The 22,358-nt window shown below is 55.6% G+C and carries 17 protein-coding genes; 10 read left to right on the forward strand and 7 right to left on the reverse strand.

Going from position 1 to position 22,358, the window contains the following annotated elements:
• The first annotated feature begins 175 nt into the window (after nt 1–175).
• The 6 genes from C7378_RS15450 (at nt 176) to C7378_RS15475 (ending at nt 10,687) form a co-directional block, all read left to right on the forward strand.
• On the forward strand, nt 176–859 hold the full coding sequence (locus tag C7378_RS15450) for a GntR family transcriptional regulator (protein ID WP_131998764.1): 684 nt from the start codon (nt 176–178) through the stop codon (nt 857–859).
• Between the two features lie 577 nt (nt 860–1,436).
• Entirely contained in the window at nt 1,437–4,763 is a 3,327-nt protein-coding gene (locus C7378_RS15455; protein ID WP_131998766.1) for a TonB-dependent receptor, read from the forward strand.
• A gap of 265 nt (nt 4,764–5,028) precedes the next feature.
• Nucleotides 5,029–6,117 (forward strand): tetratricopeptide repeat protein, encoded by a 1,089-nt coding sequence (locus C7378_RS15460; RefSeq protein WP_165876841.1) that lies wholly within the window; start codon nt 5,029–5,031, stop codon nt 6,115–6,117.
• A 24-nt stretch (nt 6,118–6,141) separates the two neighbouring features.
• A complete protein-coding gene (locus tag C7378_RS15465) occupies nt 6,142–7,818 on the forward strand; it encodes a CRTAC1 family protein (RefSeq protein WP_341539157.1) in 1,677 nt (558 codons plus the stop codon).
• A gap of 151 nt (nt 7,819–7,969) precedes the next feature.
• Nucleotides 7,970–9,058 carry a LacI family DNA-binding transcriptional regulator gene (locus C7378_RS15470; RefSeq protein WP_131998770.1) on the forward strand — a complete coding sequence of 363 codons (1,089 nt, stop codon included), beginning with the start codon at nt 7,970–7,972 and terminating at the stop codon, nt 9,056–9,058.
• 48 nt (nt 9,059–9,106) lie between these two features.
• The gene (locus tag C7378_RS15475) at nt 9,107–10,687 is read left to right on the forward strand and encodes a VWA domain-containing protein (RefSeq protein WP_165876842.1); all 1,581 of its coding nucleotides are present in this window, start codon (nt 9,107–9,109) and stop codon (nt 10,685–10,687) included.
• On the opposite strand, the gene C7378_RS15480 is transcribed toward C7378_RS15475, so the two are convergent.
• Genes C7378_RS15480 through gatB form a run of 3 tightly spaced genes read right to left on the reverse strand, consistent with a single transcriptional unit; the run spans nt 10,672 to nt 13,362 of the window.
• On the reverse strand, nt 10,672–11,190 hold the full coding sequence (locus C7378_RS15480) for a hypothetical protein (protein WP_243648295.1): 519 nt from the start codon (nt 11,188–11,190) through the stop codon (nt 10,672–10,674). The genes C7378_RS15475 and C7378_RS15480 overlap by 16 nt on opposite strands.
• Nucleotides 11,187–11,828, reverse strand: coding sequence for a response regulator (locus C7378_RS15485; protein WP_131998774.1), 642 nt, complete (start codon nt 11,826–11,828; stop codon nt 11,187–11,189). Before C7378_RS15485 ends, C7378_RS15480 begins: the two co-directional genes overlap by 4 nt.
• Nucleotides 11,829–11,886: 58 nt before the next feature.
• Nucleotides 11,887–13,362 carry an Asp-tRNA(Asn)/Glu-tRNA(Gln) amidotransferase subunit GatB gene (gene gatB / locus C7378_RS15490; protein ID WP_131998776.1) on the reverse strand — a complete coding sequence of 492 codons (1,476 nt, stop codon included), beginning with the start codon at nt 13,360–13,362 and terminating at the stop codon, nt 11,887–11,889.
• Nucleotides 13,363–13,518: 156 nt separating this feature from the next.
• Between gatB and tdh the strand changes: the two genes are divergently transcribed.
• A complete protein-coding gene (gene tdh / locus C7378_RS15495) occupies nt 13,519–14,565 on the forward strand; it encodes an L-threonine 3-dehydrogenase (RefSeq protein ID WP_131998778.1) in 1,047 nt (348 codons plus the stop codon).
• Between the two features lie 3 nt (nt 14,566–14,568).
• On the opposite strand, the gene C7378_RS15500 is transcribed toward tdh, so the two are convergent.
• Nucleotides 14,569–15,609, reverse strand: coding sequence for an Ig-like domain-containing protein (locus tag C7378_RS15500; RefSeq protein WP_131998780.1), 1,041 nt, complete (start codon nt 15,607–15,609; stop codon nt 14,569–14,571).
• Between the two features lie 207 nt (nt 15,610–15,816).
• Here C7378_RS15500 and dcp point away from each other — a divergent pair, with 207 nt between their 5' ends.
• Nucleotides 15,817–17,937, forward strand: coding sequence for a peptidyl-dipeptidase Dcp (dcp, locus tag C7378_RS15505; RefSeq protein WP_131998781.1), 2,121 nt, complete (start codon nt 15,817–15,819; stop codon nt 17,935–17,937).
• Between the two features lie 33 nt (nt 17,938–17,970).
• Here dcp and C7378_RS15510 read toward each other — a convergent pair whose 3' ends face one another.
• Nucleotides 17,971–18,393, reverse strand: coding sequence for a DUF1810 domain-containing protein (locus C7378_RS15510; protein WP_131998783.1), 423 nt, complete (start codon nt 18,391–18,393; stop codon nt 17,971–17,973).
• 122 nt (nt 18,394–18,515) lie between these two features.
• On the opposite strand from C7378_RS15510, the gene C7378_RS15515 reads away from it, so the two are divergent.
• Entirely contained in the window at nt 18,516–19,598 is a 1,083-nt protein-coding gene (locus C7378_RS15515; RefSeq protein ID WP_165876843.1) for an FUSC family protein, read from the forward strand.
• A gap of 23 nt (nt 19,599–19,621) precedes the next feature.
• Here C7378_RS15515 and C7378_RS15520 read toward each other — a convergent pair whose 3' ends face one another.
• Together C7378_RS15520 and C7378_RS15525 are read right to left on the reverse strand one after the other, a co-directional pair.
• Nucleotides 19,622–20,671, reverse strand: coding sequence for a VWA domain-containing protein (locus tag C7378_RS15520; protein ID WP_131998787.1), 1,050 nt, complete (start codon nt 20,669–20,671; stop codon nt 19,622–19,624).
• Nucleotides 20,672–20,691: 20 nt separating this feature from the next.
• On the reverse strand, nt 20,692–21,213 hold the full coding sequence (locus C7378_RS15525) for a transposase (protein WP_165876844.1): 522 nt from the start codon (nt 21,211–21,213) through the stop codon (nt 20,692–20,694).
• A gap of 59 nt (nt 21,214–21,272) precedes the next feature.
• On the opposite strand from C7378_RS15525, the gene ruvB reads away from it, so the two are divergent.
• Nucleotides 21,273–22,307 carry a Holliday junction branch migration DNA helicase RuvB gene (gene ruvB, locus C7378_RS15530; protein WP_131998791.1) on the forward strand — a complete coding sequence of 345 codons (1,035 nt, stop codon included), beginning with the start codon at nt 21,273–21,275 and terminating at the stop codon, nt 22,305–22,307.
• Nucleotides 22,308–22,358 lie beyond the last annotated feature (51 nt).

Here is a 22,358-nt window from a genome sequence, read left to right on the forward strand (position 1 = left end):
GCGACAGGCGAATGGCGGCGAGCCTCAAGGACCTCCTTCGTTGTACTCACTTCCGGCGTAGCGGTGCTGATTCTCGCTACTGTGACCACGGCACTTTCGACACGTTGAGGTCGGCCCTTTCAGGAAGTGTCACTACCCTGTATATCTTGAATTGATTACGTTATTTAATTGATTCATGGTTTATGTCCCCAATGCGGTTCGCGGAGAAGCAGCCCTTCTAGCCAAGCAGAGCCTCGCCACAAAGCTGCGCGAAGAGATTATCCATGGACATCTCATTCCTGGACAACGGATTGTTGAAGGCTATTGGGCCCGCAAATTCGGGGTTGCGCAGACATCGGTGCGAGAAGCGATAAACATCCTTATCAGTGAAGGTTTTGTCACCAAGGCATCCGGACGCAGTGCGCGGGTCACATCCTATACCGAGGCGGACATTGCGCAGATCTATGAACTGCGTGTAGCCCTCGAGGGCCTCGCAGCACGTCTTGCTGCACAGCGTCACGCTGATCTGGCTCCCCTTAAGGATGCTTTGAAGGAAATGCGCAGGGCTACAAGACAGGGACAGATACGGTTGCTTATTGAAGCAGACCTGCGTTTTCACCTGTGTCTCTGCGAACTAAGCGGTAATCACCTTCTTTATACGCAAATGCGTACATTGCTTGTGCCACTCTTTGCGTTCGTTTCGATGCGGGCCATTCAAGTGAATCAAACAGTAAAAGCGTGGGAGTCGGATCTGGATAGGCATAAGCGAATCGTTGATCTCATCCTTGACGGAGATCCGGACGCAGCAGAGTTTACCATGCGCTCCACTCTGCAGCGGTTTGCCGCGAGAGCGCATAGTGTATGGCAGGAAACGCGCTGAGTGTCTGCGCGCCTTCTACCGTACTCCCGCCATCTGCGTAATAAATCTACACCGCCCCGTAATATGCCTGTTCGATGACGTGCACACAGCTTGCCTTCGCCAATGGGAGTGCACGTTTGGCGAAGGAACTCCATCTGCGAACTCACCTCACCCCAGCAGCACTCAATTCGCGGGAGAGTTCCGCTCGAGACCGTGCTTAAGTCTTGGGTTGGGCATTTGTCTGAAAAGATCAGGTGACTGATTCTCTCAATCGTGCGGAACGGAGGGCTGGCAGCGTTCCCGGGGGAGTTGGGGCGGTGGTCTTGGGAAAGACATAGCTAATCCTTGTCCATTTGGTAAGCTCACTGAAAGTCACAGCGGGCATAAGACAAACGCTTTGTGTTGTAAGGTGCCTGGAAATATTTAGCTTGACAAGGGTTATTCAGGGTTGTTTATATCAACAACGGCCCCCAACGCGGGGCCTTTCTCTGTTTTCCCGAAACAATCGTTTGTCTTGTTCGGGAATTCGAAAGCGATACCCGCTGCCACCCACAGGCGGGATCGAGTAAGAGAAGGGATTTTTTTGAGGAGACAGCAGATGCATAAGGTAATTCGCAACGGTCTGGCGCTGGCGGGAACATTCATCCTGTCAGGTGTCGTGGCCTTTGCACAGAACACCAATTCAGGAGACATTCGTGGCACGGTCACCGATCCAACGGGAGCAGTCATTCCTGGTGTGACCGTTACGGTAAAGGATATAGATAAAGGTGTGACTCACACCTACACAACGGACGGCTCTGGTGTGTACGACACCGGCTCCATTGTTCCGGACCACTATCTAATTACTTTTACAAAAGACGGTTTTGAGAAGTATGTCCGGGGCCCGATCACACTGCAGGTAGCGGTCGTTGGTGTGAATGCGGAAATGAAAGTGGGAGCGTCTACGCAGGAAGTAGTGGTGAATACGGATGTTCCACTCCTGCAGACAGAGACGGGATCGCAGTCACAGACGCTCGAATCCAAGCAGTTGCTGAATCTGCCTCAAGTTGGCGCAGACTGGGAGAATTTCATTACCCTGCTGCCCGGCGCATCAAGCACGATCTTCAACAACCGTAACGGACAGGCAGCATCGATTAACGGCAATCTTCCTTACAATACGGTGCTGGGAGATGGAGCAACTACCACGCTGCCCATGAGTGAAAACTCCAATGTCATGGTGCTGGAGACGGTCTCAGAGGTTAAAGTCGATGACTCTGCCTTCTCTGCTCAATATGGCATCGGTGGTGTGACCTTCAATCAGATCAGCAAGGGTGGCTCCAATACGTGGCATGGCTCTGGCTATGAGTTTTTCCAGAATAACGCCCTGAATGCTGCACCGTATGCGTTCGGCCAGAAGTCTACGGTACCTGTGCTGCGCTACAACAACTTTGGCGGCTCGGTGAGTGGTCCCATCATTAAAGATAAGATGTTTTTTTACTTTAATTATGATCGGACGCTCGACTACGGCGGAGCGTCAAATGGCTTCATTACAGTGCCAACGGCTGCCATGCTGAATGGTGATTTCTCCGGCCAGCCTACAATCTACGATCCTACGACTCAGCATGTTGATGCCAATGGCGTTCTGCATCGCACATCGTTTGCGCAGGAATATGGGCAGGGTAATAAGATTCCCACGAACCTGATGGATCCGGTCGCCAAAGCAATTCAGGCGTATTATCCCCAGGCGAACACCGCAGGCACCCTGGTCAATGGACAGGTCACAAACAACTACTTCTATAACGTCCCCAGCAGCAATCCTTATACAAAGTATTTCGGTCGCCTGGATTACAACATCAACGCAAACAATCACATGATTGTCTCGGAGACCAACACTGACAATCCGGCAGAGTATCTTAACCAGGGAATCTGCCCTATTAATTGCCAGCACGGCGATGTGAGCAATGACAATGCCCAAGTCTCAGTCGTTTCGACAATCAGCCCTCGCACCATCAATGAAGCCCGGTTTGGTTTTACAGACCAGCTGAACTTTTTTACCCCGTTTTCGATTAACGAGGGTTTCCCCGCCAAGCTGGGCTGGAACTTTGCCAAGGCAGACGTTTTCCCTGATATTCAAGTGAACGGCTCCTGCTGTTTTGAACTGCAGCCTCAGAGCAATGCAGTTTATAAGGAGTTTGTTTTCGATCCCTCCGACGTTATCACTTTGACCCGCGGACGGCATGTGCTGCACTTCGGTGGGGAGTTCCTGATTACGCGTGCGGACTCAACGGCATGGGGGAACGAGAATGCCGGCCAGATGCAGTTCAGTGGCGTCTACACTGCGTCGACACAGGGCACAGCATCCAGCACAGGTGTTCCTTATGCAGACTTCCTGCTGGGTTATGCCAACGGATGGAATGCCAACGTAACCCCTGAATTTGGCGGCCGGATGAAATCACCGCAGTTGTTTGTGCAGGATGATTTTAAGGTGCGTCCAAACCTCACCGTTAACCTCGGACTGCGCTGGCAGGGGATGACCGGCTGGACTGAAGTCAAGGGAAACATGAAGTCCTTTGATCCCTCAGTGGCCAACCCGGCCAACAACACCAATGGCGCCATGTGGTACGGGGTAACCCACGCAAACGGCAGAAACCGGTTGGAGGCTCCTGTGTGGAGCACATTCCTGCCGCGAGCTGGCTTCTCCTATGGCTTCCGTCCGGATTCAGTAATACGCGGCGGAATCGGTCTGTATGCCTATACCTGGAGTCTTGATACATATGGTCCAGGAATGGGCGGAGCCTTTGGCTCCAGTGGGAGCGTATCCGACAATACGAATGGTATTGATCCGGTTGTCCTGCTCAGCTCAGACGGAAATACCAACTATCAAGGTGCAGCAGGCAAGAGCATCAACTCAGCGTTCCAAAAAGCGCCGCTTGGAGCCGATGCCTATAATGGGCAGGGCGTTTCCTATCAGGCATACCACACTCCCGTGCCGAAGATTCTGCAGTGGAACTTGTCTCTGCAGCAGCAATTCGGGCACAACATGGTGGCTGAAATTGCTTATGTCGCAAGCCATGGATATAACCTCCTTTTCCCTGTAGATATCAATCAGGTTCCGGAGAATAAGCTGGCTGCGAACGATGCTTCCGGTGCAACTAACGCGCGTCCTTATCCCCTGTTCCAGGGCATCGGTGGAGGTGGTTCGGGCGGCACCAATAATGCAGTGTCGAACTATAACTCGCTGCAGGTGTCATTGACGAAGCGGCTGTCCTCCGGGCTGCAGTTCAACACTAACTACACCTGGTCGCATATGCTCGACACCATTGACTCTTCGGGTTGGGGCAGCAGCTCCGGCACGCAGGGATATCAAAATTCGTACAGCCCCGGAGCGAACTATGGATCGTCGAACTTTGACATCCGTAACTCCTTCAAGGAATCAGCGCTATACGATCTTCCCTTCGGCAGAAATCGCCGCTTTCTTAACAGCAATACTTTGCTCGATGAAGTTATCGGCGGTTGGCAGTTGGCGCCTACCCTCATCTGGAGTTCCGGGCAGCCCTTTACCCCTGTGATGCAGACCAATCAGTCGTTTTCGCAGGCGGGCGACCAGTATCCAAATCTTGTAGGTAACCCGACACTGCAGCAAGCTGGCGTCAATGAATGGTTCAATGTGAACGCCTTCGCTTCACCAGGAGCTGGCGCTTTCGGCGACCTCCATAGAAACAGCTTGTACGGGCCCCATTATTTACTGGCTAATCTAGCTCTTGGAAAAACGTTCCATGTGTGGGAGCGCGTAAACTTTGAGCTCCGCGGAGAGGCCAATAACTTCATCAACCATCCGAGCTTTGGTCTGCCGGATACGAACATCGGTCCCGGACACACGGCACAGATCACTTCAGTCTCGGTTGGTGGACGTACCATGCAGCTCTACGGACGTATTTCGTTCTAACGGTTGCTTGCAGTATTTATGCGCTGTATCGCCGCGATGGTTCCATGCCTCGCGGCGATACAGTGAAAAAGAGCGGCTATGCAGCGAATATGGTAGTTAGCCCTTGGCGGGACGGTGCAGGTTGCCGTCCCATAATTTTTGGGCGCATAGCTATGATTGAGTTGTTATGAAAAGAATGGTTCTATATTTTGTGGTTTTGCTTGTATCTACAGGCACGTACCCCGCGTGGGCACAAGCGAAAGCTCAGCAGCAGGTCGCGGATCATATGGCCAGGGCTCTGGAATACCTGCGCCAGAAGCAGCCTGCCCAGGCGATACCCGAATTCAAGGCAGTCGTCGCGCTCGATCCCTCTAATCTGAACGCCCGCGCAAATCTGGGTGTCCTTTTGTATTTCTCCGGAAATTACAAAGATGCGATACCTCAGTTCGAGGCGGCGCTGAAGCTTGATCCGAATCTAGCAAAGATACGATCACTGCTGGGAACAAGCGAGGAGCGAATTGGCGATCTGCAGGGGGCCGCTGAGAACTTGAGTGGAGCCTTCGAGAAGATTGACGAGCCTAAGGTGCGGATCGAGACAGGGTTATCGTTGATCGAGACTTATGCAGCGATGGGGAGGCTGGATAAAGCAGGGTCTATAGCGGGGGAGTTGCGAAACATGGCCCCCGAGGATCCAGCGGTATTGGCGACGGTGTACCAAATCTATTCCCAGCTTGCGGATGAGGCGCTCCTGAGCTTGTCAGTCGTAGCTCCGGAATCGGCGCAGATGCACATGATGATGGCACATGAATTGGTGCAGCAGGGAAATAATGCAGCGGCAATTTTGCAGTACCAGGAGGCATTGAAGATCAATCCAAACCTGCCCGGTCTGCACTATGAATACGCGGAGATGCTGCACAACTCGCCTGAGCCGAAGCTGCAGGCGCAGGCCGAAGGCGAATACAAGCTTGCGTTGGAGGTGAATCCCTTCGACGAAAAAGCTCTACGTGGCTTGGGTGAGCTGGCGATGGAGCAGGGTGACTTGAAGACCGCAGAGATACAAGAGCGGCGTGCTGTAGCTCTGGAGCCCAATGACTCTGAAGCAAAAACAGATTTGGCGAAGGTGCTGATCGCGCTTAACCAGAAGCAGCAGGCGATGGCACTGCTGGAGAGCGCAATAGCGCTTGATCCGACCAATTACACAGCTCACTACCGCTTGAGTACGCTTTATCGGCAGATGGGCAGGACGGCGGATGCGAGAAAGCAGATCGAGGAGTTCCAGCACTACAAGCAGTTGAAGGACAAGTTGGGCAAGATTTTCCAGCAGATGCGGACGGCTGAAGATGTCAAAGCGCAGTCCGAGGGTGGGATGAAATAGGTGAACCGGGCTTCCAGGAGATGGGTGGTTTGCCTGGTTCTACTGCTGGCGGCGGTGGTAAGGGCACAAACGAAAGAAGGCGTCGAAGGTCCTCGTCTCGTGGATATTACAGCGAAGACGGGCATTCATTTCGAGCATCTTTCCGCGCCTGAAAAGAAGTATATTGTCGAATCGATGAGCGGCGGAGTGGCGCTGATTGACTACGATAACGATGGCTGGCCCGATATTTATTTCACAAATGCGCCCAGTGTACAGATGTCGCTTGCTGGCAAAAAGGCACGCGGTGCACTCTTCCACAACAATCATGACGGTACGTTTACTGACGTGACGGAAAGGGCTGGCGTTGGAACGCCGTGCTGGGCGATGGGCGCTGTCGTTGGCGACTATAACAATGATGGACTACCGGATCTCCTGATTACCTGTTTTGGGGGTGTAGTTCTCTACCGCAATAACGGCGACGGCACATTCACTGATGTAACCAAGGTCGCAGGTTTGGCGTCCGATTCAGGCTGGGCAACAGGCGCGGCATTTGGCGATTATGACGGTGACGGATGGACAGATCTGTTTGTATCGCATTATGTAGCGCTTGATCTGAAGGATCTACCCAGCTTTGGCTCCACGAAAACATGTCAGTATCACGGTATATCTGTGCAGTGCGGTCCGCGGGGGTTGAAGGGTTCTCCCGACAATCTGTACCGCAATAACGGCGACGGTACATTCACAGATGTTTCGCACAAGGCTGGCGTCGATGACCCGAACAAGTATTTCGGGCTTACAGCTGTGTGGTCCGATCTCAACGGCGATGGGAAGCTTGATCTCTTTGTTGCGAACGATGGTGAGCCAAATTTTCTTTATCGCAACGATGGCGATGGGCACTTCACCGATGTTGCTTATGACGCGGGGGCTGCAGTAAGCCAGGATGGGAATGAGCAGGCGAATATGGGAATTGCGCTCGGAGACTATCTTCATACGGGACACTTCTCAATCTTCATTTCTCATTTCAGCGAGGAATATGCGACATTGTTCCGCAATGAGGGAGGCCTGAACTTTACGGATGTCTCTTATGCAGCAGGCGTGGCGCGTGCGACAGAGCCTTACGTTGGCTGGGGCGACGCATTTTTCGACGTGGATAACGATGGATGGCCGGATCTGGTGCTTGTGAACGGGCATGTCTATCCACAAGTGGATACCAAAGAGATAGGAACGAAATATCGTGAGCCAAAGCTGCTCTTTCTGAACGAGCATAATGGCAGGTTTAGGGATATCAGCAAACAAGCAGGCCCCGCGATTCAGATTCCGCAGGTGAGCCGCGGGCTGGCAGTAGGAGACCTATTCAACGATGGGCACCTTGAGCTGGTGGTAGAGAACCTTGAAGGTGGACCGATGATCCTGCGGACGGAGGACGGAGCGAAGAACCACTGGATAGGATTCTCACTGGAAGGTGCGAAGTCGAATCGGCTGGCATTGAACGCAAAGGTGAAGGTGACGGCGGGAGACCTTGTCCAGACCGACGAGATGCGCAGCGGTGGAAGCTATCTTTCCCAGAATGACTTGCGTTTGCATTTTGGGCTGGGAAGCCACACGACAGTGGACAAGGTGGAGGTGCTATGGCCCTCTGGAAAGCGGGAAGTCTTCCCCGGCCTAAAGGCCGATCATATCTTCGTGGTAAAAGAGGGCGCCGGGCTTGTGGTTGAGAGATAACCATTATCCAAAAGATGGAGTTCGCGTGATCGATTGCCTATTCTTTAAAGCTGAATAAAGTCAGGATCCCGTAAGTAGCCCATGCACGTATACTGTCGGCTACCAGCCGTGCCTACAAATATCGGGACGTTCCTGAAGAGAGGGAAGTAGCATGACCGACAAGAAGCGAGCCGATTTGAATTCCGATGCGCCCGTCACGCTGAAGACTCTGGCTGCACACCTCAAGCTTGATCCAGCTACGGTGTCGGTCGTGCTGAATAATGTGCCCGGACGTTCCATCCCGGAATCGACGCGTGAGCGGATACGTGCCGCCGCGTTGAAGTTTGATTACCAGCCCAGCTTTGTAGCGCGCTCGCTGAGGAATCGCCGAACGATGGCTATCGGCATCCTGGTGCCAGTTCTTGCCGATGGATATCACTCCGAAGTCATGAGCGGAATAGGGGACTACTTGCTGGAGCAAAACTACTTTTACTTCATCGCTCACCATAAACATCGTCAGGACCTGATTAATGAGTATCCGAAAATGCTGGTAAGCCGGGGTGCCGAAGGACTGATCGCGATCGATACTCTGCTTGACCATCGGCCTCCGGTCCCGGCCGTGGCAGTGGCGGGGCACAAGCATGTGAGTGGTGTGACAAACGTGGTGCTGGACCACTGCCGTGCAGCTGAGTTGGCGCTGCGCCACCTGTACAAGCTTGGCCATCGGCGGATAGCCTTCATGCGGGGGCAACCTTATAGTTCTGATTCGGCCGACCGATGGAAGAGTACGGTGAAGGTAGCAGCCGAACTGGGGCTAGAAATACGCCCTGAACTGACGATTCAACTAGACCGCGATCTCACATCCCCAGAGCTCGGGTATCCGGTAGTGCAGCAACTGCTGGCAAATCACCGGCGTTTTACGGCTCTTTTGGCGTTTAATGATATGGCAGCGATCGGCGCAATCCGCGCACTGCACGATGCCCAATTGCGAGTTCCTGATGATGTTTCGGTAGTGGGGTTTGACGATATCTCAGCAGCCGCCTTCCAGATGCCGAGCCTCACGACCATCCAACAGCCCTTGCAGGAGATGGGCAGAATGGCGGCGGAGATATTGCTGAAGCGGATTGGCGGAACAGCGGAAGTGCCGGCAGAGGTCTCTGTGATGCCAAAGCTGATTGTGCGTGAGTCCACGAGTATAGCCCGCGGGACCACCGGCCTGGAGAATGCCCAGGGGCGTAAGATGACTTCTTCGGTGAAGTGACGGAGTGAAATCGCTCCGAAAGGATGCGGATTGAAAACCGGAGAGCAGTTGGCAAGAAGACGCCGGGGCAGGATTGGTGCATGGCTGATCTCTGCAGTTGTGGCACTGTTGGGAATCAGCCGGGCGCAGCCGCCGCAGTCATCGCCTCAAACCCTTCCCGTAGTCGAGGCTTCCGCGCGTGCCGTAACTCTTGATGTAGTCGTGACGAGCAAAGGTGGAGTGCCTGTCAATGGCCTGACGGCCAAGGATTTCAGCATCTTCGAAGATGGCATACCGCAGAAGATCGCTTCATTTGAGGCGGTGGATGTACACGGCGTAAAAACGGATTCAGGTGAAGCGCCGGCTACCGTGCTGGTACTCGATGAAATGAATACCCGCTTCACGGACGTTGTTTATGCAAGGGATGCACTCAAGAGGCTCTTTGCAGTAAACAATGCCCAACTTTATCAGCCCACGACACTTCTAGCATTGACGAATCAGGGCTTGATCACGATCTGTGGATATACGCGCGATGGGCATACGCTGGCCGAATCACTGCGCAAGCACCAATCGGCTTTGCCATACATGCTTAGCCAGGGATTCTACGGAGCACTGGATAGGATTAGCCAAACACTCAATGCACTGGGGCAGATAGCATCTTCGACCCAGGGAACCCCAACCCATAAAACGATCGTGTGGGTTAGTTCAGGACTGCCCCTTTTATCAGAGCTGATGCTTCCGCCTCAGGATCAGGACAATCTCTTCCGCACGATCATGAGGTTGTCAGATCAGCTGATGCAGTCACGGGTAACGCTCTACACCGTTGATCCTCGGGGAACGAGGGGCGCTTTGGCCAACAACAATCGCTTCTTCAATGCCTACACAGGCGGCGCGATCAATATGGGCGATGCAGCCATTGGTGATGTGGGGCTCCAGACCATTGCGGTACAGACCGGTGGCAAGGCACTCTTTGGCGATAACGATATTGATCACGCGGTAGCAGCTTCACTGGCAGATGCTGATGTCTATTACACCCTGCTCTACTATCCGACCAATAAAAACTTCAATAGCAGATATCGCAGGATCAGAGTCGCAGTAGATCAGCCCGGAACGGCGGTGCTGACACGCACGGGATACTATGCCTTGCCATCGCCGGCAATAAGGACGCCCGCGGAAAATTTGCAAAGAGTCGATCTCGCTGTCGGGAATCCGCTTCCATACAACCAGCTTCATGTTGAAGTGAAGGATGCTTCCTTAACCAGAGATCCAGACACGGCCAGGGTAAATCTGCTAATTGCCAGTTCACAGCTCGTGTGGGTTCCTCAGCCGAACGGCAAACTGACCGCCACTCTTGATTTCGCGGCGGCTGACTTTTCTAAAGTAGGAAAGAGGATGCACGCGATACAGATGCGGCGCGCGATCACTTTATCCACCGGGCTTGGGCTGCGCCAGAAAGGTCACGTACTTGGAGTGCCCGTACAGCTGCCCTACAGCTTCTCTGGCGGACGGTTGCGCTTTGCGGTGGAGGATGAAGGCTCCGGGCTGATTGGAACTGCAGATGTAGAAGATCTGACGACTTTGCCGGTCAGGAAGGGAACTACACCGAGTCTGAAGCATAGGCCCGGTAAAGGCGATCAGCCACCAAGTTGATAAGCAAACGTAAAGCGTCCGATCTGAATGAGGCTGCGATCTGAGGGGGGCCAGATACGGAAGGATTCGATGCGAGTGATGGAACTATTGCGCACAGCATCGACACTGCCGAGTGGCTTGCCGGAGATGGCTTCATAGAACTTCACCGTAAGCGTGTCTTCATCTTTATGGGTCCAGCCGAGAATGTATTGTCCTGCGGGCAAATGGAAGTTCGCTATCTTAAGAGGCACCTGCGCCAGCAGATAGTGAGAGTATTTGCCTTCAGCTGAGTACCCGGCAGTGATGAGCACAACTCCTGCTACAAAACGCCCATTCCCGTTGGTGATTCCGGAAGCGGTTCGCAGTTCGGTTTCGATTCGCTCCTGCACGACCGGAGCTCGGGCTGGAATGATCGCTGCCAGTTCCGGTTCCGTGGCGGCGCGCCAGGCCGAGGGTTTGGTCTCCTGAGCAGCGATGCTACCCATTGAGCAGAGCAGCAGGAGCAGTGCAAATGCTCGCCTCAACGATTCACCTTAGGGTCGAGGTGGACAATTCCTCGTTGTAGCGCTGTGGTGGCTGCCTGGGTGCGATCAGCTACCCCCAGTTTGCTCAGGATGTTATTGATGTGGGTTTTGACCGTAGCCTCTGAGATGTGGAGAGTATTAGCAATTTCCTTGTTGCTGCCGCCGGAGACGATGTGTCGCAATACATCCAGTTCGCGGGCCGTCAGTTCCGGACCACCCATGCGCTCGGCCAGTCGCTCTGCAACAAAGGCCGGAATGCGGGACTTGCCGGCGTGTACAGATCGGATCGCCTCCATCAACTCGTCAGTGTCTACGCCCTTAAGCAGGTAACCTCGCGCACCGGCCTGTAGCGCGCGATAGATATCCTCGTCCCCGTCGAAAGTCGTGAGCACGATCACCCGCGCAGCTGAATTTTCCTGGCGGATGAGACCGATCGCCTCGACTCCACTCATCTTCGGTAGCCGAAGGTCCATCAGGGTCACGTCAGGCCTGAAGCGCCGGTAGAGTTCGATGGCCTGTAGTCCATCCGACGCTTCAGCTACTACATTGATCTCATGAGTGGTCTTGAGGAGAGCGACCAGCCCCTGCCGGACTATATGGTGGTCATCGACCACCATGATGCGTATTGGTTCGCCCATTTGGATTCCTCGCTGGCTTCTTTGCCCAGGAGCATGCATTCATTCCTACTCGTGCTGCCTACGCGTCGAGCTTTTTAGCTACTAGTTCATTCAGTAGCGACGGGTTTGCCTGCCCCTTTGAAAGCTTCATCACCTGGCCAACAAAAAACGCGGCAACAGTCTTCTTGCCGGCTCGGTACTGTTCCACCTGCTTCGGGTTTCCGGCAATCACTTCGTCTATCAATTTTTCGATGGCTGCAGGATCACTGATCTGCTGCGGCTTTTCGCGTTCGTACACGATGCCGAAGTCTTCGTTCCTTTCAAACGCCGTGTCGAAGAGTTGCTTGAGCTGCTTGCTGGAGAGCTTGCCCTCTTCAGCAAGATCCGCTGCCTGGGCAATGCCCTTCATGGTGATAGGCGACTGTTCGAGCTCAAGATTTGCGGCCTTGAGGCGCATTGTCAGTTCGCTCTGCACGAGATTAGCAACCCGTTTGGGGCTCTTTGCCGCTTTGGCTGCAGCTTCAAATTGATCGGCAAAGGCTCGCGTCGCGGTCAGCGTCTGCGCATCCTGTGCGGTAATCTCGTACTCGGAAATCATGCGCTTGCGCCGCGCTTCAGGCAGCTCAGGCATGTCCTGGAGGATTGCGGCCTGCTTATCGGCAGTGACGATAAGGGGCGGCAGGTCGGGCTCAGGAAAGTAGCGATAGTCGTGGGCCTGCTCCTTGGAGCGCATGGAATAGGTGCGGCCTTCATTGGCATTCCAGAGCCGGGTTTCCTGGACGACGCGGCCACCGCCTTCAATTACTTCCACCTGGCGCTCAATTTCGTACTCGAGAGCGGCACGAATGAACCGGAAGCTGTTGACGTTTTTGACCTCGGCCTTCGTTCCAAACTTTTCCTGCCCGCGCGGACGTACGCTCACATTTGCATCGCAGCGGAGGGAGCCTTCTTCCATATTGCAGTCGCTCACGCCCGTGTAGAGCAGGATTTCCTTGAGCTTGGTGAGATACTCATATGCCTCGTCAGGGGTGCGAATGTCTGGCTCGCTCACAATCTCAATCAAGGGTGTGCCGCAGCGGTTCAGATCAACGTAGGTGCGCGTAGCCGAGTCGGGAAAGCCATCGTGGATGCTTTTGCCGGCGTCCTCTTCCATGTGCAGGCGCGTGATGCCGATACGCTTCTCCCCATTGGGGGTGTCGACATCAATCCATCCGTGTTCGGCGATGGGTTTGTCGAATTGCGAGATCTGATAGCCCTTGGGCAGGTCAGGGTAGAAGTAGTTCTTGCGCGCGAAGATAGAGCGCTCCCGTATCTCGCAATTGAGCGCTCTGGCTGCAAGCACGGCGAACTCAACGGCTCGCTTGTTGAGCACGGGGAGCGCTCCAGGCAGCCCAAGGCACACCGGGCAGACGAGGGTATTGGGTGGCGCTCCAAACTTATTGGAGCAGCCGCAGAAGGCCTTGGTCTGGGTGAGGAGCTGGACGTGGACTTCAAGCCCGATGACCGGCTCGTACTTCGCCAGCAGCTCTGGCGCTACGCTTGCAGTGGTTGACATGACAAGGGTGATTCTAGCAGCGGGCGGGTGCGCTCTCCCACCCCTGCGCGCCAGAAACATGGGAGTATGAGCCGAAGATGCGCGCTCGCCTCTCGGCAGGCAGCACCATGCTGATAAACTGAGCTGTTTTGCGGTCTATATGCCGTAAGGAGAAGTATGGCGGAGATGATGCAGGCGGTGGTAAAGGCCGAAGCTCGGGCTGGCGTGGAGATTCGCGAGGTGCCGATTCCAGCCTTCGGACCTCGGGATGTGCTCGTGAAAGTGGAAAGTGCGTCGGTGTGCGGAACAGACCTGCACATCTATAACTGGGATCAATGGGCGCAGGGTAGAATCAAGCCGCCGCTGGTCCCGGGCCACGAGTTCTGTGGCGTGGTTACCGCAGTCGGCAACGAGGTCACCGCTGTACGCGAGGGCGATTTTGTTTCTGCCGAGATGCATGTGGCCTGCGGGAAATGCCTGCAATGCCGCACAGGACAGGCGCACATCTGCCAGTTCGTGAAGATCATCGGGGTGGATTCCGATGGGGCCTTTGCGGAGTATGTAACCATTCCGGAGACGAATATCTGGAAGCTCGATCCGGCCCTTCCGCGCGAATATGCTTCCATTCTCGATCCGCTGGGCAATGCTGTGCATACAGTGCTGGCGGGTGACATTGCGGCAAAGACAGTGGCCGTTACAGGTTGCGGGCCCATTGGTCTGTTTTCCATAGCAGTAGCGCGGGCCTGTGGCGCTGCCGCCGTCTATGCCATAGAGGTCAACGAGCACCGCCGCGAGCTTGCCCGGAAGATGTCTGCCGATGCCGTGCTCAATCCTGCGGGAGATGATGTGGTTGGCTTTATTCACGAGCGCACCGCCGGACTGGGAGTGGATGTCGTCCTGGAGATGTCGGGCCATGCGGAGGGCATGCGCTTGGGGTTTGAGATCCTGCGCAGTGGGGGGCGCGTGTCGCTGCTGGGCATCCCGTCTCAACCGGTTGAGATTGATTTTGCGCGAGACATCATCTTCAAGGGCGCGGTGGTGCAGGGCATCAATGGCCGCAAGATGTATGAGACGTGGTATCAGATGGAAGCGCTGTTGAAAGCAGGGAAGCTGGATTTATCCCCGGTTATCACCCATAGGCTGCCGATGCACGAATTTGCGCGGGGGATGGAACTGCTCAGGGCCGGGGAGGCCAGCAAGATTCTGCTGACTCCCGGGGCCTGAAGTCTACTTCACGATCAGCGTAAGGCCGATCGTCTGCGTGGTAACGGCGCTGCCGTTATTGCCGTAGCCGGTCAGCGAAAACGAGTAGTTGCCCGTGGGGGTGCCTGTATTGGGGAACGGACCCTGGTGCAGGTAGCCCCAGCGTTGATTACAAGCCGTGAGCCCCGTGCAACTCGCGGCAAAGAGCAGCACAAACCCGAAGTAGCGAAGAGCTGCCGTATCCTTACGCCTCAGAAGACCCAGACCTGCCAGCAGCAGGCCACCTGGGAGCAGGATCGCGAGCATCGTGCCGTTGCCGCCCGTAGGCACGAGGCTTCCGCTCAGCGATTTTCCTGAAGGAGCCAAAGTCTGAATCTGTAGGGTGCTGCTCACCGGAGCGGGGGTCGTGCTGCCAGCAGGCGGGGCTGCGAACACTACAGAGGTCGGCGAGAAAGTGCAGGTTGTCGAAGGCGGATTTGCACCACAGGTGAGGGTGATCGATTCGTTGAAGCCATTCTGCGGCGTGACTGTCACCACGTAGCTGGCGTATTGGCCGGCAGTGACCGTGGCCGAGGTTGGATTTGCGGTAATCGTGAAGGTCGGTGCTCCACTCGCATCGGCGCTTACTTGGGAAAAGGAAGACTGCGAGGCTGTGTGACTGCTGCCGCCATCGTAAGCTGCAGTAATCTTTTGGTTCCCGTCGGGTAGATTGCTGACGTTTACCGTGGCTGTCCCGTCGGCGCTGACCAGTGCAGAGCCCAGCGACTGGCTACCGCTCAGGATGCTTACCGATCCATCCGTTACCGGCTCCCCGGTTGCATCAAGCACTTTCACCGTGAAGACGCCCTCAGTGCTCGAGCCATTCTTGCTGGTCGAAACCCTCAGTTCTGTCCGGGTTGCCACGCGGGCCTGGCTTTGGGCGGTATCGGAGATCGAACTTGGAGTCTGGGCCGAAATAGCTAAAGGCGCTGCCAGGCAGAGAGCAGCTATCAGGAACTTGCTGCAGGTCTTCGATCGAGTGCTGCCCATGGGTGTTGCTGTGGTTCTGAACTTCTCGTAATTCATCCGCTCGCTTCTCTGCTCTCTTCCTGAAAACTCGACGGAGGCTGCGGAGCAGCCACCAAGCCACTATTGTATCTGTGGCAGAGGAAAAGGGCGATGGCCAAAGAGTTGGGGCAGTGGCTGTCTCTCATACAATGAGAGCATTACTCAGGATGGAACTCAAAGATGTGCAGGATTTCACAGCCAGGAACAAGGAAGAGACTTTCCCGAATGAGCACTTCGATTCTAGCCGGAGCCATTGCGCTTGGAGTCAGCGGGATACCCGCGGCCGCCTCCAATTCAGCTTTCGGCCCTGATAACCCCTTCTATGCGCCGAGTACGCTACCCTTTCATGCTCCACCCTTCGACAGGATCAAAGATAGTGATTACCAGCCAGCTATTGAAGCGGGCATGGTCGAGCAGATCCGGGAGGTGCAGGCAATCGCAGACAATCCGGCCCCGCCAACCTTCGATAACACCCTGGTCGCGCTCGAAAAGAGCGGTCAGCTCTTAAGCCGGGTCATGGCTGTCTTTGGCGCTGTCACGGGCGCGAACACGAACCCTGCACTGCAAAAGGTGCAGGATGTCGAGGCCCCGAAGCTGGCCGCTCATAATGACGCTATCTTCCTCAATACAAATCTTTTTGCCAGGGTTGAGGCGATCTATACGGCCCGCGATTCGCTAAAGCTGGATCCCGAATCACTGCGTCTGGTGGAGTTCTACCACCAGCAGTTCGTACATGCCGGGGCTAATCTCTCAGACGCTGACAAGGCGAAGCTGAAGAGGCTCAACGAAGAAGAGTCCACGCTTTCGAACGACTTCATCAACAAGCTGCTGGCTGCAACCAAGGATGCCGCATACGCCACAACAGACAAGTCGCGCCTCGCCGGCTTGTCTGAGACGCAGCTCGCCGCTGCTGCTGAAGCAGCCAAGGATCGTAAGCTGCAGGGTTGGCTCCTGCCGCTGCAGAACACGACTCAGCAGCCAGACCTGGCAGCCTTGAGCGATCGGACGACTCGAAAGGCACTGTTCGAGGCCTCCTGGAATCGTGCCGAACGCGGCGGGCCCGACGATACCCGGGCCATCATTGCGCGGCTGGCCCAACTCCGCGCAGAAAAGGGAAAGCTGTTGGGGTTCCCAAGCTACGCTGCTTGGAAGCTTGAAGATCAGATGGCGAAGAACCCTGAAGCGGCGCTGAAGTTCATGGACGCGCTGGTTCCCGCTTCCACCGCCAAGGCCGAGGACGAAGCCAGAGATATTCAGGCGCTTATCGACCAGCAGCGGGGAGGTTTCCAGTTAGAGCCGTGGGACTGGGAGTTCTACCCCGAGCAGGTGCGGAAGGCGAAATACGATTTAGACGAGGAACAGATAAAGCCTTACTTCGAACTGGACAATGTGTTGGAGAATGGTGTCTTCTATGCTGCCCATCAGCTTTACGGGTTAACCTTCAAAGAGCATAAGGACATCCCTACATACAACCCGGATGTACGTGTTTTCGAAGTCTATGACGCCGACGGCAAGCCTCTGGCTCTCTGGTACTGTGACTACTTCAAACGCGATAACAAGAACGGTGGCGCGTGGATGGACAGCTTCGTTCCTCAGTCGAAGCTGCTCGGTACACTCCCCGTCGTTTTCAACGTAGCCAACTTCACCAAGCCTGCGCCGGGCCAACCTGCCCTTATCAGCTTTACCGATGTGACCACGATGTTCCACGAGTTCGGTCACGCTCTTCATGGCATGTTCGCAAATACCGAATACCCGAGTCTGTCAGGAACAGCTGTACCGCGCGATTTTGTGGAGTTCCCGTCGCAGTTCAATGAGCACTGGGCAACTTATCCAGCCGTTTTCAACCATTATGCCCGCAACTACAAAACGGGTATGTTGATGCCCGCTGAACTGGCTGCGAAGATCAAGAGGGCGGAAACCTTCAATGAGGGCTACAAACTCACGGAGTTATTGGCATCCGCCCAACTGGATATGAAGTGGCACACGCTCTCAGCAGACGCACCGCTTCAGGAGCCTGATAAGTTCGAGACAGAAGCGCTGAAGCGCAGCCATATCGATGTCAGCTATGTACCGCCGCGCTATCGTTCCAGCTACTTTATGCACATCTGGGGTAACGGTTACGCAGCTGGCTACTACGCTTACCTGTGGAGCGAGATGCTGGACGATGATGCCTACCAGTGGTTTGAGGATCATGGCGGCCTGACGCGCGCCAATGGTGACCGCTTCCGGCAGATGGTTCTCTCACGCGGAAATACGGAGGACCTGGCGAAGATGTATGCAGCGTGGCTCGGTTCGACGCCGGGTATAGAGCCCATGCTTAAATATCGCGGGCTCGATACAAAGTAAATTCCGTCCCGGCCTGTCCCCGCAGGCCGGGATCTACATGCGCTCGACGGTCTCAGGGTCCATTTGGCCGTTGAAGTACTTCCTCAAGGCAGCCCTGAAGAGAGAATCTTCGGGGCTTGCCAGCGCGAAGATTGTCATGCAAGACCAGAACTTCAGATGATCGGGATAGCCGAAAATTTCTTCCACCTTGCGCCCCTCCAAATCAAGAACAAGCTGGGTACATTCTTCAAGCCTGGGGCCCAGGGTGGGATGTTGTAGATAAGCCGTTGCTTCCCCCAGGGATTGAAGGGCAAACCGGGCTGACATCGAGCTCTCTCCCAGTCCCTTAATTTGAGGAAAGACAAACCACATCCAGTGGCTTCTCTTGCGGCCCTCGCGCAACTCCTCACGCACCTGACGGATGACAGGCAGCTGGGCCTGCACAAAGCGGTCGAGATTGAAGGAGTCTGCTCGCATCCGTCACCTTAAATGGATGCATTTTCCCCGCTCAAAGAGCTGTCTCTGGAAGCGATCTGGTGGGCCTTTGTGCCATCCTAAAACGTATGCCTCCCGAAGAAAGATCAACAGCCACCGCAGTTATGCCCCATGCTGCCCCTTACCTGGCGGATAGTCTTGTTTTCGATTGGCGCAAATCTTCCTTTCGATCCGACTGGATTTTTTCAGTTGCGACCGCGATTTGCCTGGGGGCTGGATTGGCTGCCGGTCACCCCGGAGCGGCGCTGATTGCTGGAAGTGGCGCGATGACCGTTGGTCTTGGCGCCAAGCAGAGTATCGATGATTCTCGCCTGCTGCCTATGATTTTCGTCTCCTTAGGGATGAGCCTCTCGACTTTCTTTGGAATGATCGCCAGCCATGAGAGCTTTGTGCTGGTCATTCTTGCGGCGCTCTGGGGATTCGGCTACGGGATGCTATCAAAACGACAGGCAGGATATAGCTGGGTTGGCCAGCAATGTGTCGTCACCCTGCTCGTTGCCTCGGCCTTTCCCTTCTCAGTGAAGGCCGCAGCGGTCCGTTCGCTGTTGGAGCTTGCCGGTGGCGCAGTCCAGATCATCTGTTCAAGCCTGTTGCTGCGCATCTTCGGCCAACTTAAATCTGATCTCGTAGCGCTGGGGGGATATATCCGTTCGGAAGAGACAGAGATGCGTGCGATGCTGGCTGAAGCCTTCCGCTCGCTGGGACGTGGAGAAATGCAGGACGCGGCCCTGCCCTACTCGCTGCGACTGGCAGCAACCCTAGGCATTTGTACGGAGATTTACCAGAGAGTCCATTTCTCGAGCGGCTACTGGATCCCAATGACTGCCCTGCTGGTGCTCAAGCCCGGCCTTGTGGATACAGTCAGCCGGGCACTTGCCCGCACCCTGGGGACGATCACCGGTGCGGTGTTGGTAAGTCTTTTCATCCGGCAACTGCAGCCTGGGACGGTAGAGATTGCCTTCTTCATCGTCCTGTTCGCGTGGCTTTCCTATGGAATGATCAACGTAAATTATGGATTGTTTACGCTGTTCCTGACCGCCTATGTTGTCTTCCTGCTCTCGCTGGCTAATATGCCGGCCAACTTGACGGCAGAACGTCGGGCATTCTGTACGTTTCTGGGCGGCGCGATTGCCCTTTCCGTACGGCTAGTGGTCATCCACCATAGAAGCGGGTCATGGAGCCAGTAGCCGGTTGAAAGCCCTAGGAAGTCCTACTGCTTTGTCGCGAAATAGCCCTTTGTAGCTCGAACCTGAAATCTGCGATCAAGGCAGAAAAGATAGATAGAGCGGAAAGCGCCGTTTGCAACGAAGTCGGCGGGCTTGTACACGAGCGCATATTGGCTGCGCAGCTCATCCTGGATGTTCTGGAAGCTGATGGGCATGTCTTCAATGCGCTTCGGGAAGAAGGCGCGTCCGCCAGTGGCGTCGGCGATCTTCTGCAGTGTATCGTCGCCTCGGTCGCGGCTGGGGCTTACATTCGTTGAAATTGCATAGACGATCGTCGCAGCGCGCTGGCACTCCTTGATTGCGTCATCGAGATAGGCGTGGCTCTGGTTGTCATCTCCATCGGAGACCAGGACGATTGCCTTGCGCACCGGTTCCTGGCCGCGTGCGACGTCGAGCATTTTGTCCCTGCAGGCACTGTAGAGTGCGTCATAGAGGGCGGTGCCGCCGCCAGGTCGCAGGGCATTAATGCCGGTATCGAGCAGGTCGAGATTGTTGGTCCAGCCCTGCTTGTAGTCCGGCGTTACGTCAAATCCCATCACGAAAGCCTTATCGAACTGCGGCTTGAGGATCTGCAGCAGGAATTCGCTCGAAGCCTGCTGTTCAAACTGAAAGCGCTGGCGGATCGATGTACTGGTGTCGATCAGTATGCCGACACGCAGAGGCAGATTTGTCTGCTGGGTGAAGCTGAAAACCTGCGCTGGCGCCTTCTGGTCATCGAGCAGGGCAAAGTCGCTCTGCTTCAGGTCTTTGACAAAGCGACCGTGCTTATCGGTTACCGTAAAGATGAGATCGACTTCGTTGGCCTGCGCAGTGATGGTGAACTGCTGATCGTTCGCCTGATTCTGGCTCTGAGGTGGCAGTTGGCCCTGCTGCGGTGTAGCCCCAGGCATGGCCTGTGGTGCCGGCTTAGACGCAGGCGCAGTCTGCGGAGGAGCTGCTTGTGCAGGTGTCTGCGCAGAAGCGCATAAGGAGAAGCCAATAGCTGCGGCCAGGACTGCCGAGCGCCAGAAGGTGGTCGATTGGGCGGTGTACATTGCTTTCCGCCATTCTATCTTCATTGGCCCGGTATCGGGGCGGTTCCCTGGACAGGGACCTCGATTGTTGCTTCGACCGTTATTACTCCCTCAGGCAGCCCGGCGTAGAAGCGGGCGCTGCTCCACTTCCAGTCCGTGGCAGTTTCCACCAGCCCGGCTCTGACCGGCTCCTGATGCATGGATGCCAGACGGGCAGCGATCATCTCAGCCCCGAAAACATGTTCGTCGGAGTGGCGCTTCTCCCACACCTGTTCCACGCTGCGGGCGGAGTTGTTGTAGCGGCGCCGGTAGCGCTGTTCGATCATTTCGACAGAGTTCGCAGCAGTATCGATCTCCGGTTCACGCATAAGCAGCCGGAAGTGGTCCGGCATGACGACGTAGCCGACAATACCAAAGCGAAACTTTACTCGTACTTCTTCAAGCAGCCGGGCGAAGACATCGCGATGTTTTTCCAGCCCTAGCCGGGGCTGGCGCTCAAAGCTGGTGCAGGTAATCAGGTGCAGGTGCCCCTTACCGTAGATGTGTTCATGCTTCTTTGCCATCAAGCAAAGTGTACCCTTTGCCTCGGTCCACCCGTACCCGCTACACTCCGAAGAAGAAAATGCCATCCGGTCCCAACAATCCTGAACGGCTCGTCTCCGCGGCTCGCGATGAAGACGAGAGCGGTTTTGAGCTGAAGCTGCGCCCCCGCAAGCTGTCCGAATTTATCGGCCAGAATAAGGCAAAGGAGCAGCTCGCCATCGCCCTTGAAGCGGCGAAGTCTCGCGGTGAGGCGCTCGATCATGTCCTTCTCTTCGGACCGCCGGGCCTGGGTAAGACGACGCTGGCCACCATCATCGCCAATGAACTGGACGTCGGCTTTCAACAGACATCCGGACCAGCGCTGCAGATTCAGGGCGACCTGACGGCGATACTGACGAATCTGCGCGAGCGGCAGGTGCTGTTCCTCGATGAGATTCACCGTCTTCAGCCGGTGCTCGAAGAGAAACTCTATACGGCGCTCGAGGACTACAAGCTCGACATCATCATCGGCCAGGGCCCCGCAGCGCGCACCCATGTAATGGATATCAAACCGTTTACCTTTGTTGCGGCAACCACGCGGCCGGGTCTGCTGTCTTCGCCCCTGCGCTCCCGATTCGGCATCCTGCTGAGGTTGGAGTTCTATTCGGATGACGATCTGCGGTTCGTTGTCAGCCGCTCCGCGGAGGTAATGAACGTGCCGATCGACGAGGATGGCGCAGCGGAGATCGCCATGCGTTCCCGCGGAACACCGCGTATCGCCAATCGCCTGCTGCGGCGCGTGCGGGATTATGCGCAAGTGCGAGGAACGGGCGTCATCGACCGTAAAACGGCGGAGCAGGCTCTGAAGATGCTCGAAGTGGATGCCCATGGCTTCGACGAACTCGACCGACGCCTGCTGCTGACAATCATCGAAAAGTATGACGGGGGCCCAGTGGGGCTGAACACTCTGGCTGCGACGCTGGCCGAGGAGCAGGATGCGCTCGAAGAGGTTTACGAGCCTTTCCTGATCCAGATTGGATTTCTCGATCGCACGCCGCGCGGGCGCGTGGCGACCCGGCTCGCCTATGAGCACTTCGGTCTGCCACTCCCGCGTCGGCAGACACCTCTTTTCTGAAATTTGTGTTGGGATGAAACGGCTTCCCTCCTGTTGTCCGCCGATTTGCTG

Origin of the sequence: Acidipila rosea, assembly GCF_004339725.1 — a bacterium.
GTDB lineage: Bacteria > Acidobacteriota > Terriglobia > Terriglobales > Acidobacteriaceae > Acidipila > Acidipila rosea.

Bases quoted from the DNA above. Each gene is read 5' to 3' on its own strand.
- C7378_RS15450 (WP_131998764.1), top strand. From the start codon at position 176: ATGGTTTATGTCCCCAATGCGGTTCGCGGAGAAGCAGCCCTTCTAGCC.
- C7378_RS15455 (WP_131998766.1), top strand. From the start codon at position 1,437: ATGCATAAGGTAATTCGCAACGGTCTGGCGCTGGCGGGAACATTCATC.
- C7378_RS15460 (WP_165876841.1), top strand. From the start codon at position 5,029: ATGGCCAGGGCTCTGGAATACCTGCGCCAGAAGCAGCCTGCCCAGGCG.
- C7378_RS15470 (WP_131998770.1), top strand. From the start codon at position 7,970: ATGACCGACAAGAAGCGAGCCGATTTGAATTCCGATGCGCCCGTCACG.
- C7378_RS15485 (WP_131998774.1), bottom strand. From the start codon at position 11,828: ATGGGCGAACCAATACGCATCATGGTGGTCGATGACCACCATATAGTC.
- gatB (WP_131998776.1), bottom strand. From the start codon at position 13,362: ATGTCAACCACTGCAAGCGTAGCGCCAGAGCTGCTGGCGAAGTACGAG.
- tdh (WP_131998778.1), top strand. From the start codon at position 13,519: ATGGCGGAGATGATGCAGGCGGTGGTAAAGGCCGAAGCTCGGGCTGGC.
- C7378_RS15500 (WP_131998780.1), bottom strand. From the start codon at position 15,609: ATGAATTACGAGAAGTTCAGAACCACAGCAACACCCATGGGCAGCACT.
- dcp (WP_131998781.1), top strand. From the start codon at position 15,817: ATGAGCACTTCGATTCTAGCCGGAGCCATTGCGCTTGGAGTCAGCGGG.
- C7378_RS15510 (WP_131998783.1), bottom strand. From the start codon at position 18,393: ATGCGAGCAGACTCCTTCAATCTCGACCGCTTTGTGCAGGCCCAGCTG.
- C7378_RS15515 (WP_165876843.1), top strand. From the start codon at position 18,516: ATGCCCCATGCTGCCCCTTACCTGGCGGATAGTCTTGTTTTCGATTGG.
- C7378_RS15520 (WP_131998787.1), bottom strand. From the start codon at position 20,671: ATGTACACCGCCCAATCGACCACCTTCTGGCGCTCGGCAGTCCTGGCC.
- C7378_RS15525 (WP_165876844.1), bottom strand. From the start codon at position 21,213: ATGGCAAAGAAGCATGAACACATCTACGGTAAGGGGCACCTGCACCTG.
- ruvB (WP_131998791.1), top strand. From the start codon at position 21,273: ATGCCATCCGGTCCCAACAATCCTGAACGGCTCGTCTCCGCGGCTCGC.